16 protein-coding genes, 1 tRNA gene and 1 other RNA gene are annotated in these 19,969 nt (G+C 45.5%); 10 read left to right on the top strand and 8 right to left on the bottom strand.

All coding sequences use genetic code 11. From position 1 onward, the window contains the following. Nucleotides 1–10: 10 nt before the first annotated feature. From RS889_RS11585 to RS889_RS11570, 4 genes are all read right to left on the bottom strand, one after another. Nucleotides 11–139, bottom strand: a non-coding RNA gene (locus tag RS889_RS11585) — RtT sRNA. A gap of 46 nt (nucleotides 140–185) precedes the next feature. Next, nucleotides 186–270: transfer RNA gene (locus tag RS889_RS11580), tRNA-Tyr, on the bottom strand. A gap of 151 nt (nucleotides 271–421) precedes the next feature. Then, the gene (gene purU / locus RS889_RS11575; RefSeq protein WP_021015941.1) at nucleotides 422–1,270 is read right to left on the bottom strand and encodes a formyltetrahydrofolate deformylase; all 849 of its coding nucleotides are present in this window, start codon (nucleotides 1,268–1,270) and stop codon (nucleotides 422–424) included. A gap of 77 nt (nucleotides 1,271–1,347) precedes the next feature. Further along, nucleotides 1,348–1,815, bottom strand: coding sequence for a YchJ family protein (locus tag RS889_RS11570; protein WP_315710854.1), 468 nt, complete (start codon nucleotides 1,813–1,815; stop codon nucleotides 1,348–1,350). A 127-nt stretch (nucleotides 1,816–1,942) separates the two neighbouring features. Between RS889_RS11570 and rssA the strand changes: the two genes are divergently transcribed. From rssA to galU, 3 genes are all read left to right on the top strand, one after another. Continuing rightward, nucleotides 1,943–2,845, top strand: a complete 903-nt coding sequence (rssA, locus tag RS889_RS11565) for a patatin-like phospholipase RssA (protein WP_315710853.1) — start codon at nucleotides 1,943–1,945, stop codon at nucleotides 2,843–2,845. A gap of 72 nt (nucleotides 2,846–2,917) precedes the next feature. After that, the gene (gene rssB, locus RS889_RS11560; RefSeq protein WP_315710852.1) at nucleotides 2,918–3,934 is read left to right on the top strand and encodes a two-component system response regulator RssB; all 1,017 of its coding nucleotides are present in this window, start codon (nucleotides 2,918–2,920) and stop codon (nucleotides 3,932–3,934) included. Between the two features lie 199 nt (nucleotides 3,935–4,133). Then, nucleotides 4,134–5,036, top strand: a complete 903-nt coding sequence (galU, locus tag RS889_RS11555; protein ID WP_021015945.1) for a UTP--glucose-1-phosphate uridylyltransferase GalU — start codon at nucleotides 4,134–4,136, stop codon at nucleotides 5,034–5,036. Nucleotides 5,037–5,166: 130 nt separating this feature from the next. Here galU and hns read toward each other — a convergent pair whose 3' ends face one another. Continuing rightward, entirely contained in the window at nucleotides 5,167–5,574 is a 408-nt protein-coding gene (gene hns, locus RS889_RS11550) for a histone-like nucleoid-structuring protein H-NS (RefSeq protein ID WP_315710849.1), read from the bottom strand. Between the two features lie 1,565 nt (nucleotides 5,575–7,139). Then, on the bottom strand, nucleotides 7,140–9,839 hold the full coding sequence (adhE, locus tag RS889_RS11545; protein WP_315710848.1) for a bifunctional acetaldehyde-CoA/alcohol dehydrogenase: 2,700 nt from the start codon (nucleotides 9,837–9,839) through the stop codon (nucleotides 7,140–7,142). A gap of 538 nt (nucleotides 9,840–10,377) precedes the next feature. Between adhE and RS889_RS11540 the strand changes: the two genes are divergently transcribed. The 6 genes from RS889_RS11540 to oppF all read left to right on the top strand — a co-directional run bounded on the left by RS889_RS11540 (nucleotide 10,378) and on the right by oppF (nucleotide 17,585). After that, entirely contained in the window at nucleotides 10,378–11,022 is a 645-nt protein-coding gene (locus tag RS889_RS11540) for a YchE family NAAT transporter (RefSeq protein WP_315710846.1), read from the top strand. Nucleotides 11,023–12,002: 980 nt separating this feature from the next. Continuing rightward, nucleotides 12,003–13,640, top strand: coding sequence for an oligopeptide ABC transporter substrate-binding protein OppA (gene oppA, locus RS889_RS11535; protein WP_315710845.1), 1,638 nt, complete (start codon nucleotides 12,003–12,005; stop codon nucleotides 13,638–13,640). Nucleotides 13,641–13,728: 88 nt separating this feature from the next. Next, a complete protein-coding gene (oppB, locus tag RS889_RS11530) occupies nucleotides 13,729–14,649 on the top strand; it encodes an oligopeptide ABC transporter permease OppB (protein ID WP_021015950.1) in 921 nt (306 codons plus the stop codon). A gap of 13 nt (nucleotides 14,650–14,662) precedes the next feature. Next, the gene (gene oppC / locus RS889_RS11525) at nucleotides 14,663–15,571 is read left to right on the top strand and encodes an oligopeptide ABC transporter permease OppC (RefSeq protein ID WP_021015951.1); all 909 of its coding nucleotides are present in this window, start codon (nucleotides 14,663–14,665) and stop codon (nucleotides 15,569–15,571) included. Nucleotides 15,572–15,588: 17 nt separating this feature from the next. After that, nucleotides 15,589–16,578 (top strand): ABC transporter ATP-binding protein, encoded by a 990-nt coding sequence (gene oppD / locus RS889_RS11520; protein ID WP_416354407.1) that lies wholly within the window; start codon nucleotides 15,589–15,591, stop codon nucleotides 16,576–16,578. Next, nucleotides 16,575–17,585: a murein tripeptide/oligopeptide ABC transporter ATP binding protein OppF gene (gene oppF, locus RS889_RS11515; RefSeq protein ID WP_315710843.1), complete on the top strand. Its 1,011-nt coding sequence runs from the start codon at nucleotides 16,575–16,577 to the stop codon at nucleotides 17,583–17,585. Before oppD ends, oppF begins: the two co-directional genes overlap by 4 nt. Before the next feature lie 87 nt (nucleotides 17,586–17,672). Here the strand turns inward: oppF and RS889_RS11510 are convergent, their stop codons facing one another. Beyond that, nucleotides 17,673–17,996: an HI1450 family dsDNA-mimic protein gene (locus RS889_RS11510; protein WP_021015954.1), complete on the bottom strand. Its 324-nt coding sequence runs from the start codon at nucleotides 17,994–17,996 to the stop codon at nucleotides 17,673–17,675. 55 nt (nucleotides 17,997–18,051) lie between these two features. Then, the gene (gene cls, locus RS889_RS11505) at nucleotides 18,052–19,512 is read right to left on the bottom strand and encodes a cardiolipin synthase (RefSeq protein WP_315710842.1); all 1,461 of its coding nucleotides are present in this window, start codon (nucleotides 19,510–19,512) and stop codon (nucleotides 18,052–18,054) included. 208 nt (nucleotides 19,513–19,720) lie between these two features. On the opposite strand from cls, the gene RS889_RS11500 reads away from it, so the two are divergent. Continuing rightward, nucleotides 19,721–19,897: a YciY family protein gene (locus RS889_RS11500; protein WP_021015956.1), complete on the top strand. Its 177-nt coding sequence runs from the start codon at nucleotides 19,721–19,723 to the stop codon at nucleotides 19,895–19,897. The last annotated feature ends 72 nt before the right edge of the window (nucleotides 19,898–19,969 follow it).

The following is a 19,969-nucleotide window of genomic DNA, read 5'->3' as shown; positions in this document are numbered from 1 at the left end:
ATATCTGAGATGGTGGTGGGGGAAGGATTACGCGTCGCTGCGCTCCTTGCCCTGCGGGCCAATGCATAGGCATTGTTCAAAACCTACGGTTTTGTCGAACCTTGGCGAAGGTTCTTCACCTTCCCCTTCACTCGGGAACATTCTGAATTGTCTCTACAAGGGGGAGTGTTGGAGTATATCTGAGATGGTGGTGGGGGAAGGATTCGAACCTTCGAAGTCTGTGACGGCAGATTTACAGTCTGCTCCCTTTGGCCGCTCGGGAACCCCACCACTGGCCTAAAAATCGTCTTTCGCGTTAAGCGGGCGCATCATATCAAATGTCGCGCCCCTGTAAAGACGGAAACAGCAGAAACAGAGCTGTTTGCCGATTTTTTATGCCATCTGTCGGTCTTGTGAGCGAAAAATAACGTAGCTGTAAGAATTACAGAATAATCGTGCGATTACCGTAAACGAATACGCGTTGTGCCAGCACCTGATAGAGTGCCCGACTTAATACATTTTTTTCCACGTCACGACCGGCACGCATCATATCATCTGCCGTATAAGTATGATTAACATGGATAACGTCCTGCATGATGATCGGACCTTCGTCAAGGCTGTCATTGACATAGTGCGCTGTGGCGCCAATGATTTTTACTCCTCTTTCGTAAGCCTGATGGTACGGGCGTGCACCGATAAAGGCAGGTAGAAAAGAGTGGTGAATATTAATGACCTGATTCGGGTAATGCTGTACGAAAGCCGGCGTCAGTATGCGCATATACTTTGCCAACACGACATAGTCGGGCTTGAACTGATCGATCTGAGCGATCATGTTGAGGTCGTGTTCTTCTCTGCTTAACCCTTCATGGCTGACCAGATGGAACGGAATGTCGAAACGTTCGACCAGGGACCGCAAGGTATCATGGTTGCCAATAACTGCGGCTATTTCTACGTCCAGACCACCATAAGCACATTTCATCAACAGATCACCCAGACAATGTGCTTCTTTTGTTACCAGAATAACAATTCGGCGGCGGCCGGCACTGCTCAGTTCTCGGATCGAACCTTTCGGTAATGCGCCATCAAGATCGGCCAGCAGGGTTGTATCATTAAAAATACCTTCCAGCTCTGTACGCATGAAGAAACGACCCGTTCGGTGGTCTACGTATTCTGAGTTTTGCACGATATTAAGTTCATGCTTGTAGCAAATGTTGGTGATTTTAGCGATCAGCCCTTTCGCATCAGGGCAAATAGTACGTAATACTTTTCTTTGTATATTATGGGATTGCATAGAAATGTGAATCCTGTCTAAAACGTAAATCGGCGGATTGTATCGCTATATCGCACCGGAGTCTCTGCCTATAGATGTTACTGTCCACAGCATTTTTTGTATTTTTTGCCGGAACCACATGGACAATGGTCATTTCTGCCAGTCTGTAGATGAACACCATCGACATAGTACCAGCGATCATCATAACGAAGGAAGCGCGAGCGTTCTCGCATTACCATCAAATGCCGGGGTGTCTGGGTTGGGGTGTAGCGTGCTGCAAATTCAACGTAGCCTTCATCCTTATTTTTACCGGGTGTCTGGGCAATGATCGTCAAACCAAGCCAGTGAGTGTCTGCACAACTTTCGGTAATGCTACTGCGCCAGTTTTCTGCTTGGCAGTCGGGGTGCCAGGTCGAGATCAGGTAATTTACATCTTGTCTAACATAGGCTGTGTGGCGTGAACGCATCAATAAGACTGGATTGAGAGCAGGAATCATCTGGTTTATATAGGGTTGGCAACATGTTTCATACGACTGACCACTACCACACGGGCAACATTCCGACACAATATCTCCTACAAGACTTGGTATAACGTTGAAATAATGAGAAAGCCTCAATAAGGCATCTCGTATGTTACTCAAAGTCCTGAAAGTAGCAATGTAAGCTAAAATGAAAACAGATGGAGGCAAAACCATGCGGAAGGTAAAAGTCGGTCTGGCACTAGGCTCGGGAGCGGCAAAGGGGTGGGCTCATATCGGAGTGATTAACGCATTGAAGGATATGGGAGTGGAGATCGAAATCGTGGCTGGTTGCTCGGTTGGGGCATTGGTTGGTGCGGCATATGCTACGCATCATCTGGACGACATGGAACGTTGGGTCAGCCGTTTCCGCTATTGGGATGTTATTCGGATGATGGATTTTTCCTGGAGTAAAGGAGGGTTATTGAGAGGTGATCGGGTGTTCAATTATATAAGAGACTTGCTTGATACACGATATATTGAAGACTGTGCCATCAAATACGGAGCCGTAGCGACTAATCTGAGTACTGGCAGAGAGCTGTGGCTGACGCAAGGAGATCTACATCTGTCTATCCGAGCCTCATGCAGCATGCCAGGGTTGCTATCTCCAGTGTTGTTTAATGGCTACTGGTTAGTTGATGGGGCTGTTGTCAATCCGGTTCCGGTTTCGTTGACTAGGGCCATGGGGGCGGATGTGGTTATTGCCGTTGATTTACAACATGATGCCAATTTGAAACACCATGACCTCATGTCAGAGAAGCTAATAGGAAATGAGACTGATAGACGCTTGCGAGGCTGGCCCCGACGAATTCGTGATCGGTTAACCCGCAGTTTGCGACGGACGCCAGGAAACATACCTAACGCTATGGAGATCATGAGTACGTCTATCCATATCTTGGAAAACCGTCTCAAGATGAATCGTATGGCGGGTGACCCTCCCGATATACTGATTCAACCCCATTGCCCTCAAATCTCTACGCTTGATTTTCACCGTGCGCAAGAGGCTATTGATGCGGGACGGCTGGCAGTTGAAAAAAAAAGGGATGAGTTGTTACTACTTATAGATGGATCCGTGTAAAGTTCGCTTGGCTGTGAACCTGAGACAAAAAATAAGAGTAACAATAAATATGTTGGGAGAAAGAGGTCGCCAATGGCACAACCACTAACGGGTAAACATATTTTAATCGTCGAAGATGAAGCTGTTTTCCGTTCTGTGCTGGCGGGTTATTTGACATCACTGGGAGCCAATATTCATGAAGCTGGAAACGGCTTGAAAGCACTAAGTCTGGCAGCGCGTCATCCACCCGATTTGATTATCTGTGACCTCAATATGCCCACAATGGGGGGATTTGAATTTGTTGAGCGTCTGAGATTACATGATGCGACTACACCCATTCTCGTCGTTTCAGCGACAAGTCAAATGGCTGATGTCGCAAAAATATTACGTCTAGGTGTGCAGGATGTGCTGTTAAAACCGATTCGTGACTATTCACGCTTGCGTGAATCCGTGATGTCCTGTCTATATCCTGATATGTTTATGTCCCAGGCTAATGAAGTGGAACAATTAATGCAGGACATGGATTCCCTGAATCAGTCACCAACGGCCGCGATTAAACTGCTTAAACAATTACAACCGCCGGTACAGCAAACTATTGCCGGATGTCGGATCAATTATCGCCAACTCACCGTAGCAGACCATTCTGGGCTGGTATTGGATATTGCTGCATTATCTGAAAACGAATTGGCTTTCTACTGCCTGGATGTTACCCAGGGAGTCAATAATAATGGGGTCCTGGCTGCATTATTATTGCGGACTCTATTTAATGAATTGCTGCAGGAGCATTTGGCTCACCAACGACGACGGCTACCAGAGTTACCTATTCTGCTAAAGCAGGTAAATCAGCTGTTACGTAAAGCCAGCCTAAAAGGCCAGTTTCCACTTTTGGTGGGTTATTATCATCGAGAACTAAATAGATTGATTCTGATTTCTGCTGGTTTGCATGCCACGTTAAACGTAAACGAGAATCAGCTGGCACTAAACAGTGGTGTTCCATTGGGGACGATGAACGGCGCTTATCTGAATCAGCTCAGTTATCATTGTGAGTCATGGCAATGTCAAATATGGGGGAGCGGTGGGCGACTACGCTTGATGCTTTCTACAGAATAATCTGATAGTCACTGTGGTCTGTTTGCTGCAGTTTATGTGGCTTTGCCGTTATTATTTCCTATTATGTCACTTATTGATGTTCTATTTTGTCAGTACGCTAGGTTGGATGAGTATTGCCCATTGAAGCTGATATACTTTCGCTATTTTACGTCCCGGATAAATAAAGCTTATTATTTGAACAAGATATACGAGGTTGTTTATGTCAATTGTTAATAAAAAAGTAAAAAAAGCGGTTATTCCCGTGGCTGGACTTGGAACACGAATGCTCCCTGCAACCAAGGCTATCCCTAAGGAAATGCTACCTCTGATAGATAAACCTTTAATTCAGTATGTTGTTAACGAATGTATTGCAGCAGGTATCAACGAAATTATTCTGGTTACCCATTCATCCAAGAATTCTATTGAAAACCATTTTGATACTAGCTTTGAACTGGAAGCCATGCTGGAAAAGCGAGTTCAGCGTCAGCTATTAGATGAAGTTCAGTCTATTTGCCCAGAGCATGTGACTATTATGCAAGTCCGTCAGGGATTGGCAAAAGGGTTAGGGCATGCAGTACTTTGCGCACATCCATTAGTTGGTGATGAGCCTGTCGCCGTTATTTTGCCAGATGTGATTATTGATGAATACGAATCCGATCTGAATAACGACAACCTGAGTGAAATGTTGCAGCGTTTTTATCATACGGGAAACAGCCAGATTATGGTCGAGCCTGTAGATAATGTCAGCAGCTATGGAGTTGTAGATTGTCAGGGGCGAGAGTTGAAACCTGGTGATAGCGCGCCGATGGTCGGTATTGTTGAAAAACCAAAAGCATCTGAAGCACCTTCCAATTTAGCTGTTGTTGGCCGTTATGTCCTTTCCGCCCAGATATGGGATCTGTTGAAAAAGACACCTCCTGGTGCAGGAAACGAAATTCAGCTTACTGATGCCATTGCCATGCTTATGGAAAAAGAAACGGTTGATGCTTATCACCTAAAAGGTATCAGTCACGATTGTGGTAATAAGCTTGGTTATATGTCTGCCTTTGTTGAATATGGTATGCGGCATGGCACGCTAGGCAATGAATTTACACAATGGCTGAAAGAAACGATTAACAAATAAGCCAAATAATATCCTTTTATCCCTTGGCATAGTACCTTGCCGAGGGATAAAAACGACTAGTCGTATGATATAAAAATACCCCCTGTCTGACAGGAGGTATTTTAAAAAACAGAATTTATTCCAATATCGATTAGAGTAGGAAATCATCCAGAGATTTGCCCAGTTCTTCAATGGCTTTCTTGATAACCGCCGGTGTACGACCCTGACCAGTCCAAGTTTTTAGTTCGCCATTTTCATCAGTATATTGATATTTGGCTGGACGTGCAGCACGTTTGCTTTTACCTGCAACTTTGGCAGACCCCAGTGACTGTAGCAATTCGTTCGGGTCAATACCATCAGCAATCAACATATCTCGATATTGCTGTAATTTGCGTGTACGTTCTTCAATTTCTGCCTGAGCCTGGTTATCTTCATCGCGGCGTTCATTAACTACGACTTCCAGTTTCTCCAGCATTTCTTCCAAAGTCTCCAGACTACATTCCCTTGACTGGGCACGCAGAGTACGGATGTTGTTTAGAATCTTAAGTGCTTCGCTCATTGTTTTAATCTCAAAATAATATTATTGGTGGCAGTGATAAGATAATAGAGCGCTATTTTATTTTCTGCAATAGGTAGATTTGTAATAATGATAAAATTTGGCAGATTTAAAACGATAATCACGTTATGACTACTCAATATAAAAGTTGTGGGAGTTCGTAATACATTCCGTTACAGATGTCGTCTGTATCAAATCAGTTAACGCCGGGCATATAGTTTACAGAGGGAAACGTTATTGGAATTGTTTATCTTCTGCGTGGATGAACGTTTATCAGACGAATCCATAGGATAATACTGACATGATACTGGTTTGATGTGACGATGTTTCAACAAGTTTTAACGATCTTATCGTGGCATATGGGGGCTTTTGAGTACGGTACAATGTGTTCTTGTTTTATTTCTATTCAAACAAAGAAACACAGAAAACTCATGATGCTATTGTTATTTCCCTATAACTGACAGACGAGGGGTATGGCTGTTTAGCGGCAGTAAAACGAATTAGATTATCAGGTCGAAATGGGTAAGTAGACCAGTGACCTGGCCTCTTAATCATCAGGAATATCGCTTGAAGTGTTGGTTGATGTTATTTGGCCTGTTGAGGAAAGCGTATCGCCAGCAAACTATTCACCGTGTTAACTGATATGGCGAAGGTTGGTAATTTTTACGGGTAGTCAGATGCTGTAGCACATTGAGTATTTCCATTTTCTGTATGGTACAGGTAGTGGCTTTTGTTGCTAACCATTTAGTGATAGTCATTATTTATTAGCTGGTATTGTCGAAGAGTTGAACTTAAAACGGCGTGTTGTAGGGGGCGGTTGCGGGTAAATGTATTACTCTGGATGCTTCGGTGTGGGTTGATATTGATGGTGGACAGTCCCGTATCAGGGGGAATGAAAGCGGCAAACTTGTTTACTATGAGCATTATAAACGTATATCACGACTGGTCGGAACAAGGCGATTAATAGGTGGTTATTCATCTGGAAACGTTAACTTTCCATATTAATAATTGACCTTATTTTTAGGCTAGGCATGTCTATTTGTTTATTGGATTACGCGTTGCATAAATTAACATTCGTTACGTTTGGGAGCACGGACGGTATGGAAGCGTGTTCCTGATAACAGGAAAATTTTTTGGACCAACCTGACTCAGACTTTCAGCGTTATGGATAAATATCAGCCGCTATTTTATTGCGGACGTGGTTTGTTGGTAACGGATAATTTGGCCATGTATTAACCACCCTTATCATTTTGTCGGTAGCTGGTCTGTAACGGATTAGCCGTGTCGGTGATATGGGGAGATTGTTGATATACCTTTCAGAATAGGCATCAGAAACGATTTATACGGTCTAAGCTTGGGTTTATATGTAGAAAGCAATAAGCGCGTTATGTTGCGTTTTACAGCGTTTTATTGTCTATGGCAGGATGTTGGTGTCCATCGGGAATTATGGTGTATCAGTAGAAGGGATTCTACAGATACAAGGAATCACCATACAGAAACAAAAAGCCCTGCTTTCATAGAAAACAGGGCTTTTTTAGCAAGTTAAATCAGTACATTATTGTCCATGATTAACTAACGGACTTTTTCGCTTTCTTTTCCTGTTGTTTTACCGGCGCAGTCGCGACAGGTGTAACCGTTGGCTTGTTGCCTGCGCCAGATTGCTCAGTGAATGGGCGACCATAGTAAGTATCCATCAGGATCTGTTTCAATTCAGAAATCAACGGATAACGTGGGTTAGCGCCGGTACACTGATCATCGAACGCATCTTCGGAAAGCTTGTCAACTTTGGCCAGAAAATCGGCTTCTTGCACGCCAGCTTCCCGAATAGACGTTGGAATGCCCAGATCTGTTTTTATTTCGTCCAGCCAGATCAGCAGTTTTTCAATTTTTTGTGCCGTACGATCACCCGCAGCGCCGAGTTTCAGATGGTCAGCCACTTCAGCATAGCGACGACGAGCCTGTGGACGGTCATACTGGCTAAATGCTGTCTGTTTGGTGGGGTTATCATTGGCATTGTAGCGAATCACGTTTGAGATTAGCAGGGCGTTAGCCAAACCATGTGGGATATGGAATTCAGATCCCAGTTTATGCGCCATGGAGTGACATACCCCAAGGAAGGCGTTGGCAAAAGCGATACCGGCGATAGTGGCCGCGTTATGTACACGTTCACGGGCGACCGGATTTTTTGCGCCTTCGTGGTAGCTCGTAGGTAAGTTTTCTTTCAGCAGTTTCAGCGCCTGTAAAGCCTGACCATCGGAATATTCATTCGCCAGGACAGAAACATAAGCCTCAAGTGCATGGGTAACGGCATCCAGGCCACCAAAAGCGCACAAGGATTTTGGCATGTTCATAACCAGATTGGCATCAACGATCGCCATATCGGGTGTCAGTGCATAGTCTGCTAACGGATATTTCTGACCAGTGGCATCATCGGTAACTACCGCAAACGGTGTCACTTCAGAACCCGTACCGGATGTTGTCGTGACCGCGATTAATTTCGCTTTTACACCCATTTTCGGGAAGGTGTAGATACGCTTACGGATATCCATAAAGCGCAATGCCAGATCTTCAAAGTGGGTATCAGGATGTTCATACATGACCCACATGATTTTGGCAGCATCCATCGGTGAACCACCGCCAAGCGCGATAATGACATCGGGTTTGAACGAATTCATCTGTTCGGCGCCTTTGCGAACGATGCTCAGCGTTGGATCAGCTTCCACCTCGAAGAAGACATCGGTTTCCAATCCGCAATTTTTCAGTACATCAACGATCTGATCAGCGTAACCGTTATTAAACAAGAAGCGATCGGTCACGATAAAGGCGCGTTTAGCACCATCTGTTGCCACTTCTTCCAGTGCGATTGGCAAAGAGCCACGACGGAAGTAGATTGATTTGGGGAGCTTGTGCCATAACATATTTTCTGCTCGCTTAGCGACTGTTTTGCGGTTGATCAGATGTTTCGGCCCGACGTTCTCGGAGATGGAGTTACCGCCCCAAGAACCACAACCTAATGTCAATGACGGTGCGAGTTTGAAGTTGTAAAGATCCCCAATCCCACCTTGGGATGCTGGGGTGTTGATCAGAATACGGGCGGTTTTCATCTTGTCGCCGAAGTAATTAACCCGCGCAGTCTGGTTATCCTGATCGGTGTACAGACAGGATGTGTGACCGATCCCCCCCATAGCCACCAGTTTTTCAGCTTTGACGACGGCATCTTCGAAATCATCGGCCCGATACATAGCCAGCGTAGGGGAGAGTTTTTCGTGAGCAAAAGGTTCGGACTCATCAACATTGGTGACTTCGCCGATCAACACTTTGGTTTCAGCTGGAACAGTGATACCTGCCATTTCCGCAATACGAGGCGCGGGCTGGCCGACAATAGCTGCATTCAGTGCGCCATTTTTCAGTAAAACACCCTGAACGGCTTCCAATTCTTTGCCTTTCAACATGTAACCGCCATGAGTCATAAAACGCTCACGCATGGCATCATAAGCTTTGTCTACCACAATAACGGATTGTTCAGACGCGCAGATAACACCGTTATCAAAGGTTTTTGACATCAAGATGGAGGCGACTGCACGTTTGATATCAGCGGTTTCGTCAACGACGACCGGGGTATTACCCGCACCGACGCCGATAGCCGGTTTTCCTGAGCTGTATGCCGCTTTCACCATGCCAGGACCACCGGTAGCCAGGATCAGGTTAATATCAGGGTGGTGCATTAACTGATTGGAAAGCTCAACAGAAGGTTCATCAATCCAACCGATGATATCTTTCGGTGCGCCTGCAGCGATAGCGGCCTGCAACACGATATCAGCGGCCTTATTAGTCGCGTTTTTAGCGCGCGGGTGAGGGGAGAAAATGATGCCGTTACGGGTTTTCAGGCTGATTAATGCTTTGAAAATTGCGGTTGACGTCGGATTGGTCGTAGGAACGATACCACAGATAATACCGATAGGTTCCGCGATGGTGATTGTTCCGAAGGTCTTATCTTCAGATAAGACACCGCAGGTTTGCTCATCTTTATAAGCATTGTAGATATATTCAGAGGCAAAATGGTTTTTGATGACCTTGTCTTCAATAATCCCCATACCGGATTCGGTAACAGCCATTTTTGCCAGCGGTATGCGAGCATCTGAGGCGGCCAGTGCGGCAGCGCGGAAAATTTTATCAACTTGCTCTTGAGAATAGTTAGCAAATTCATGCTGCGCTTTTTTTACGCGTGCAACCAGTGCGTTAAGTTCAGCAACATTTGTTACGGCCATAGTGCTCTCCTGATAATGTTAAATTCTTTCAGTCAATGGTCTGTCGAACAAGTAAGAAGTATAGATAACCACACTCGATTATACGGTGATGACAAAAGTCTTATGGATTACTTGTGTCATTAGTTCTTATTCCATTGACTCAAAGAGCTTGGTAGTTTCCTTTTTTCTCTTTCAATTTCCCAAATGGTGTCAATTCCTGTCTATGAATGTCTTACTGGTTTCCGTCCTTTGCTATAGAAGAAGCATACCGACTTACAGAGAGTGATTTTGTGATCTCTATCTAAAATTATCCATGCTGACTCCATTCAGCAACGCGTTTATGAGAATCATTATCAACATTGTGCCTCTGTAGATAAAACAACCAGCATCATCAAATACAATCCTTCACTGTTTATATCGAAACTTCACTGTTTATATCGAAAATAGAGAAAAAATGACAGGTGAGATGTCTATCAAGTAATGGATTAGCGCCATTACTTACATTACAGTAGCGCCGCGAAGGTTCCTAGCTTTCACATTAATCCATTTGAGGTAGTTTGTGATGCAGCCCATGTTAGATTTTTCCGGCTATATCAAGTTTTTTATCGGGTTGTTTGCGTTGGTCAACCCTATTGGTATCTTGCCTGTTTTCATTAGCATGACTAATTATCAAGGGACGATTGGGCGTAACAAGACCAATTTGACCGCCAATCTTTCAGTCGTCGGTATTCTGTGGGGATCTCTTTTCTTTGGCGACAGTATTCTGCGGCTGTTCGGAATTTCTATTGATTCATTCCGTATTGCCGGAGGAATATTGGTGGTCACCATTGCGATGTCAATGATCAGCGGTAAATTAGGGGAAGATAAACAGAATAAGCAAGAAAAAACGGAAACTGCCAATCGTGAAAGCATTGGTGTTGTGCCACTGGCCTTACCCCTGATGGCCGGGCCTGGCGCTATCAGTTCAACCATTGTATGGAGTTCCAGGTACCATGGCTGGTTGAATTTATTTGGACTTTCTCTGGCGATTGCCATTTTTGCTTTTTGCTGTTGGCTGTTATTCCGTGTGGCACCTATTTTGGTCAAAGTATTAGGGCAGACGGGAATCAACGTTGTCACCCGTATTATGGGGTTACTACTGATGTCTCTGGGCATTGAGTTTATTGTGACAGGCATAAAAGCCATTTTCCCTGGGCTGCTTTAATTTTCTTCTCTCTTTTAATTATGTCCTCTGATGATCAGGCAGGATTATATCCTGCCTTTTCCATTCTTTTACTATGGATATTAAGATAAAAAAATCTTATCTATTTCTCATGCTGTTAAGACATTGATACTTACGTGAACTGAGGAATGCTGAACAATCTATCCTTGTCGCCCATACGAGCATGTTGTTAATTTTTTCACAAATCTACGTTTTTGTGCTGTTATGATCACAATTTTACGACAAAGAATAATATATTGTTTTATTTCATTTATGTAAATTTTATGTTGTTAACGTGTTATATGTTAAAGTTATAATCTAAAAAATAAGCAATTTATTTATTTGTGGAATTCATCAGAACAGCGTTGCTGTTAGTAATCTAAGGTAGGTGTATCGTTATGAGGATAGAAAAGAAAATTAAGTAACAACATATAAAATCTATTGGCGCAGGTGAATTCTTTTGATACGTTCGGAACCGTTACTTTTCATACTGTGGTTATGCATAAGTTAATTTTATGGAAAACATACCTATACTAGATTAGATAACAGGGCAAATGATAGATAACAGTATCTCTGATTTTGTGGCTTCCCAGAAACGGATATCGGCAGCCCATGGCTTCCAAAGCGCTTTGTGTTTTCTTGAAAAGATGGCATGTGTCACTGCGATATTATAAAGATGTATTTTGAGTATTTAATCACCTTTCTATAGGTAGGGAAGGACATATATACGCTGTTGATTTCTGGCAGCAGATGAGATGCGTAATGACATTTCTGACCCCGCCTGCCTCAGACAATCACTGCCTTATTTTAAGTGATGTACAGTCGGTAATCGGTTCAGATGCTATATAAATAAACGATCTCTCAATCACTAAATGTTGAAATCACCAGATACGTTCCTCTGATGTCAAACGTTTGGTGCTTTAAGCAGGGTTATGTGGCGCTTATTGGCGCGATAATAGTAAATACAGGAGCAAAATAATAAAATGGTAACTAAAACAACAAAAAAACGACTTGTCATCGGTATTCTCTCAGTTCTGGGTGCCTCCGCTGGTGCCTCTGCCTGGGCTGCTAATGTGCCAGCCGGTGTGCAACTGGCAGCCAAGCAAGAACTGGTGCGTAATAATGGTGCTGAAGTCGCTTCGCTTGATCCGCACAAGATTGAAGGGGTGCCTGAATCCAATGTCTCGCGTGATCTGCTGGAAGGCTTGCTGGTTACTGACCCTGATGGTCATCCTGCTCCAGGGGTGGCTGAGAGCTGGGATAACAAGGATTTTAAAGTCTGGACGTTCCACTTGCGTAAGAATGCCCGTTGGTCTAATGGCGATCCGGTTACCGCTCAAGATTTTGTTTACAGTTGGCGGCGTGTTTCCGACCCGAAAACCGCCTCGCCTTATGCCAGTTATTTGCAGTTTGGTCATATTGTCAATATTGATGATGTGGTGGCCGGTAAAAAATCCCCGGATACGCTGGGTGTAAAAGCGCTGGATGACCATACGCTGGAAGTGACGTTGAGCGAACCCGTTCCCTATTTTTATAAATTGTTGGTTCATCCATCGACTTTCCCGGTAAATAAAGCCGTTGTCGAAAAGTTTGGTGAAAAATGGACGCGGCCAGAAAATTGGGTTGGCAATGGTGCTTATAAGCTGAAAGAGTGGGTGGTTAACGAAAAAATGGTGCTGGTACGTAATCCGTATTACTGGGATAACGCCCACACTGTGATTAACAAAGTTACCTATTTGCCGATTTCATCTGAAGTGACTGATGTTAACCGTTATCGCAGCGGTGAAATCGACATGACCTATAACTATCTGCCAATAGAACTGTTCCAGAAGTTGAAAAAAGAGATCCCGAACGAAGTTAAAGTCAATCCTTATCTTTGCACTTACTACTACGAAATTAATAATCAGAAGGCACCGTTCAACGATCCCAGAGTACGTAAGGCGTTGGTTTTAGGTCTGAGTCAAAATATCCTCACTAACAAAGTGAAAAATCAGGGTGATATTCCGGCTTATGGCTTTACCCCGCCGTATATTGACGGTCTGAAATTAACCGCGCCGGCGTGGTTTAGCTGGACGCAGGAAAAACGCGATGCTGAAGCGAAAAAATTACTGGCTGAAGCCGGTTATACTGCCGCAAAACCATTGACGTTTAATCTGCTGTACAATACTTCCGATCTGCATAAAAAAATGGCGATCGCGGCATCGTCTATCTGGAAGCACAACATTGGCGTTGAGGTAAAACTGGATAATCAGGAATGGAAAACCTTCCTGGATAACCGTCATCAGGGGAATTATGACCTGGCCCGCGCGGGATGGTGTGCAGACTATAACGAGCCGTCCACGTTCCTGAACATTATGATTTCCGACAGCAGCAGCAACACCGCCCATTACAAAAACCCGGTGTTTGATGCGTTGATGGTAAAAGCAATGGCGGCCAAAACCGAAGATGAACGGGCCGATTTTTATCGACAAGCGGAAATACGGTTAGAAAATGATGCCGCGATTGTTCCGGTTTACTACTACGCCAACACTCGCTTGGTGAAACCCTATGTGGGTGGCTTAACCGGTAAAGATCCGCTGGATAATGTCTACGTTAAGAACCTTTACATTATCAAACATTAATATTCCTACGGGACTGTGTTACCACACAGTCCCGTTTGGTTTTGGTAATTAACGTTAAACTTTCAGACCGGCTTTATAGGTAAGGTCAATGTTAAAATTTATTTTTCGTCGATGTCTTGAAGCAATTCCAACATTGTTCATCTTGATTACCCTTTCGTTTTTTATGATGCGATTGGCACCCGGCAGCCCGTTTACCGGAGAGCGAACGCTTCCTCCCGAAGTCATGGCTAATATTGAAGCCAAATATCACCTTAACGATCCCATGATTAAACAATATGGTGATTATTTATGGCAGTTAGCGCATGGGGATTTCGGACCGTCGTTCAAATATAAAGATTATTCGGTGAATGATCTGGTGGGAAGTGCCTTTCCGGTATCCGCCAAACTTGGATTGGCGGCTTTTCTGCTGGCGGTGGTTTTGGGCGTGAGCGCTGGCGTGGTCGCAGCACTGCATCAAAACAGCAAGTGGGATTATACCGTAATGGGATTTGCCATGACCGGGGTGGTGATTCCCAGCTTTGTGGTGGCGCCGTTACTGGTATTGGTTTTTTCCATCACACTGCATTGGCTACCAGGTGGTGGCTGGAATGGTGGGGCACCAAAGTATGTCATTTTACCGATGGTGGCACTGTCTTTGGCCTATATCGCCAGTATCGCTCGTATTACTCGTGGCTCAATGATTGAAGTGTTGCATTCCAACTTTATTCGTACCGCCCGGGCCAAAGGCTTGCCAATGCGACATATTATTTTTCGCCACGCACTAAAACCGGCACTGTTGCCGGTACTGTCCTATATGGGGCCGGCATTTGTCGGGATTATTACCGGTTCGATGGTGGTAGAAACCATTTTTGGGTTGCCGGGTATCGGCCAGTTGTTTGTCAACGGGGCATTGAACCGCGACTACTCGCTGGTGCTTAGTCTTACCATCCTGGTGGGTGGGTTGACCATTCTGTTTAATGCGATCATTGACGTGCTGTATGCCGTTATCGATCCGAAGATCCGTTACTGAACCGGGGGAGCTGATGTTCTGGAATAAACGTAACCTTGAGGCAGTAGATAGCTTTAGTGAACGACTTGAAATTGAAGGACGCAGTCTATGGCAGGATGCCCGGCGTCGTTTTATACATAACCGGGCGGCATTAACCAGTTTGATCGTTCTGATACTCATTACCCTGTTTGTCATTCTCGCGCCGATGCTCTCGCCATTTAATTACGCCGATACTGACTGGAACATGATGTCTAGTGCGCCGGATCTGGCTTCCGGACACTATTTTGGTACCGATTCATCGGGTCGCGACCTACTGGTACGGGTTGCCATCGGCGGCCGGATTTCCCTGATGGTGGGTGTGGCAGCAGCGCTAATTGCAGTCGTCGTGGGGACGTTGTACGGCGCGGTGTCCGGTTACCTTGGCGGTAAAGTCGATTCGGTAATGATGCGTCTGCTGGAGATTCTGAATTCTTTCCCATTTATGTTTTTCGTTATTCTGTTGGTGACATTTTTTGGTCAGAATATCCTGTTGATTTTTGTGGCTATTGGCATGGTGTCATGGCTGGATATGGCGCGAATTGTGCGTGGGCAAACCCTGAGCCTTAAGCGCAAAGAGTTCATCGAGGCCGCACTGGTCTGTGGCGTATCCACGCGCGGGATTGTATTACGCCATATCGTTCCCAATGTGTTGGGTGTGGTGGTGGTATATGCATCATTGCTGGTTCCCAGCATGATTTTGTTTGAATCCTTTCTGAGTTTCCTTGGCTTAGGTACGCAGGAACCGCTAAGTAGTTGGGGCGCACTGCTGAACGATGGTGCCAACTCGATGGAGGTTGCACCCTGGTTACTGTTTTATCCGGCAGGGTTTCTGGTAATCACCTTGTTTTGTTTTAACTTTATCGGCGATGGCTTGCGCGATGCCCTCGATCCGAAAGATCGCTAAGGAGGCGCTTCATGACCATGATGAATACGTCAGAGCCCCAGGACGTGTTGTTGGACGTAAAAGATTTGCGCGTAACTTTTGATACGCCGGATGGTGATGTGACCGCCGTGAATGATCTTAATTTTACTCTGAATTCAGGTGAAACATTGGGGATTGTTGGCGAGTCTGGTTCGGGTAAATCCCAGACCGCGTTTGCTCTGATGGGATTGCTGGCCACCAATGGACATATTACTGGTTCGGCGCGTTTCAATGGACGGGAAATTCTGAATCTGCCTGAGCGTGAGTTGAACCGGCTACGTGCTGAAGAAATCGCCATGATTTTTCAGGATCCGATGACGTCGCTTAACCCTTATATGAGAGTAGGGGAACAGTTGATGGAAGTGCTGATGCTGCACAAGAAGCTCAGCAAGAGTGAAGCGTTTGAAGAATCAATCCAGATGTTGGATGCGGTAAAAATGCCAGAAGCCAGAAAACGTATGCGTATGTATCCACATGAATTTTCTGGTGGGATGCGCCAACGGGTGATGGTTGCCATGGCGCTGTTATGTCGCCCAAAACTGCTGATCGCTGACGAACCCACTACGGCGTTGGATGTGACGGTGCAGGCGCAGATCATGACGTTGCTTAATGAGCTCAAGCGTGAATTTAATACAGCTATCATTATGATTACTCATGACCTGGGCGTAGTCGCCGGTATCTGTGACAAGGTATTGGTGATGTACGCGGGACGTACTATGGAATACGGTACAGCGCGCGAGGTGTTCTATAATCCGACACATCCTTACTCTATCGGTTTACTTAATGCAGTTCCTCGTCTTGATGCTGAAAATGAAGTGTTGGCCACTATTCCAGGTAATCCTCCTAATCTGCTGCGTTTACCGAAAGGGTGTCCTTTCCAACCACGTTGCCCGTATGCGCAGGAACGTTGCAATCAGCCACCTGCATTGACACCATTTGGAGAAGGTAGACTGCGCGCTTGTTTTAGACGCGTGGAGGAGTTGCTATGAGCCTGATGGACGATAAAAAAATCCTGCTTGAAGTGGACGAGCTGAAAGTTCATTTTGATGTCCGGGATGAAAAGCAGTGGTTCTGGCAGCCGCCAATGCGCTTGAAAGCAGTCGATGGCGTCACTCTGCGATTGTATCAAGGTGAAACGCTGGGGATCGTTGGAGAGTCCGGTTGTGGAAAATCTACACTGGCCCGCGCCATTATCGGCCTGGTGAAAGCCACCGGTGGCAGTATTACCTGGATGGGTAACGATTTATTGGGAATGGGAAATACGCAGTGGCGGGAAGTGCGCAACGATATCCAGATGATATTTCAGGATCCGCTGGCTTCGCTGAACCCACGGATGACCATCGGGGACATTATTGCTGAGCCACTGCGCACCTATCATCCGAAGTTATCCCGCCAGAACGTCAAGGATCGGGTTAAGACGATAATGATGAAAGTGGGGCTGTTGCCAAACCTGATCAACCGTTATCCGCATGAGTTTTCCGGTGGGCAGTGTCAGCGAATCGGGATCGCCCGGGCGTTGATTCTGGAGCCAAAACTGATCATTTGCGACGAACCGGTGTCGGCGCTGGATGTATCAATTCAGGCACAGGTAGTGAATCTGTTGCAGCAGTTGCAGCGTGAAATGGGATTATCATTGATCTTTATTGCGCATGATTTATCTGTGGTTAAACACATCTCTGACCGGGTGTTGGTCATGTATCTGGGCCATGCGGTAGAACTGGGCACTTATGATGAGCTGTACCATAATCCACTGCACCCTTACACTCGGGCGTTAATGTCGGCGGTACCGATTCCAGATCCGGATAAAGAGCGGAATAAGCAGATTCAGTTGCTGGAAGGTGACCTTCCTTCACCCATTAACCCACCGACTGGATGTGTGTTCTGTACCCGCTGCCCGATTGCCGGACCGGAGTGTGTTAAAACACGCCCCGTGCTGGAAGGTAGTTTTCGCCATGCGGTTTCATGTTTGAAAGTCGACCCTCTGCCACAACAATGAAATAAGCCGGGTCGGGATAATCCCGGCTCGACTTTCAAGAGTAGTGCAATCGTTTTCAACGCTTATATGAATGATTATTTACCTGGATTACTCTTTCCATAGAATATGGCAAAGCTTATGGTCTTTTTCTCGGCAAATCAGAACACGGGCAAAAATATCATTAATATCTTCACCGTCATGTTCTGCCAGGCCAATAATGACTTCGGCAAAAAAATCAGGATTCAGATCGAAATCTACATGCTCCAGCCAATCTTCTGCCGGATCAAATAACTCGGCACCGCCGCGCTCTTCAAACTGAAGGTTGAACAGCAAAATATCTGCCGGGTCCAGGTTTTCTGGCGCCAGCTCCAGAAAAATATCGTAAGCCTGTTCCAGGGTTTCATCTTCGGTCAGACGATTATTTAAATCCATACAACATTCCTGTGAAAATATAATGAGACTATTAGAACACGAGGGCATAGCCCATTTATAGCAGTGGACTGAAAAAGTAGAATAAACGCTCAACAATCCGCTGCCAATAAGGACGTTTTTGCCACACATTGATATTTAATCGTTGAGACCGGGCGATATAATCCTCCTGCACACAGGCAAGATCACTCCCAAACCCTTCATCATCAATGACCAGTGTAATTTCAAAATTCAACCACAAACTGCGCATATCCAGATTTGCAGTACCAATCAGACTTAGCTGCCCATCAACAAGCACACTCTTGGTATGTAGCAAACCGCCTTTAAATTGATGGATTTTTACTCCAGAGGCCAGTAGTTCGCTAAAGAAAGCTTTACTGGCCCAACCAACCATCACCGAGTCATTTTTGTCCGGTACAATAATGTTGACATCTACACCACGCTGAGCTGCTGTGCAGATGGCATGCAATAAATCGTCGCTTGGCACGAAGTAGGGAGTGGTCATGATTAATTGTTTTCGGGCTGCGTATACCGACGTCAATAATGCCTGGTGAATCAGCTCTTCCGGGTAGCCAGGACCAGAAGCAATGACCTGGGTAGTGTGGCCACTTTCTTGTTCAAACGGCATAATGTTGTCGTCAGGTGGCGGTGGCAGTAGACGTTTTCCGGTTTCCATCTCCCAGTCACAACTGTAAATGACCCCCATGGTGGTAGTAACCGGACCTTCTGCGCGCGCCATTAAATCAACCCACTGCCCAACCCCTGAATCTTGCTTGAAGTAGCGTGGATCGACCATATTCATACTACCGGTATAGGCAATGCGGTTATCAATCAAAATGACTTTGCGATGCTGACGTAAATCCATGCGGCGCAGGAAAGCACGCAGAATGTTGACTTTTAGCGCCTGTACCACCTCGATACCGGCGGCTCGCATCTCATCAGGATAGGTACTGTGAAAAAACTGCACACTGCCCGCTGAATCCAACAAAATTCGACAGTGAACACCACGTTGTGCCGCCGCTATAAGTGACTGTGTCACTTGTTCTACCAATCCGCCTTGTTGCCAGATGTAAAATACGATCTCAATATTGCTACGAGCCAGTTCAATATCGCGGACCAGTGACTTGATTGTGTCGTCGAACGAGGTTAGCAGCTGAAGTTGATTCCCTTTTACGCTGCCGATACCCTGACGGTGTTCGCAAAGTTGAAACAGTGCGCTGGCAACCACACTGTTTTCAGTCGCAAATATATGGTGATATTCTTTGAGTTCACGCAGCCATTTTGCGGTTGACGGCCACATTTTGCTCGCTCGTTCGGCCCGACGCTTTCCTAAATGGAGTTCACCAAAAGATAGATAGGCCACAATACCTACCAGTGGAAGAATATAAATCACCAGCAGCCAGGCCATGGCTGAGGGAACTGCGCGCCGTTTCATCAGAATCCGCAGCGTGACACCTGCTATCAGTAGCCAGTAACCGAAAACAATTACTCCACTAAGCATGGTATAAAATGTTGTCATGATTAAGAGACATCATTCCTTTTGGCAAGTGTATGTCTTCAGAGTGTACGCATAGTTTGCGTAAAGGGGAAATTCCTTTAGTCTGAATAAAATAGCGCATTACACCACACTAAATTTCAAACAGGGCTTGGCGCATTAATTGAAGAGACTATAATGTGCGCCGCACGTTCCCCGAAAAAAATCATCACTTGATAAAAAGAGTCATGCTATGAAACGCAGTCGGAATGAAGTCAGTCGCTGGAGAATGCAGCGTCAGATACAACGCCGCCGCAGCCGTTGGCTTGAAGCCCAGTCTCGCAGCTATTGTCATATTCGCTATGCTCGTTACTTACAGCAGAAACACCAGCGCCGAGCTTTACTGTATGCGGTAGCGTATGAATGGTAAAACCGATACTGTCTGATGCGCTCTGTTTGATGTTGCACCATCCTTGGCGCAGAGCTATCGTCCCGAATAGAA

Source organism: Brenneria uluponensis (assembly GCF_032395385.1).
Lineage (GTDB): Bacteria > Pseudomonadota > Gammaproteobacteria > Enterobacterales > Enterobacteriaceae > Prodigiosinella > Prodigiosinella aquatilis.
The sequence above is the reverse complement of the archived record's forward strand: the minus strand, read 5'-3'. Positions and strand labels throughout refer to the sequence as shown.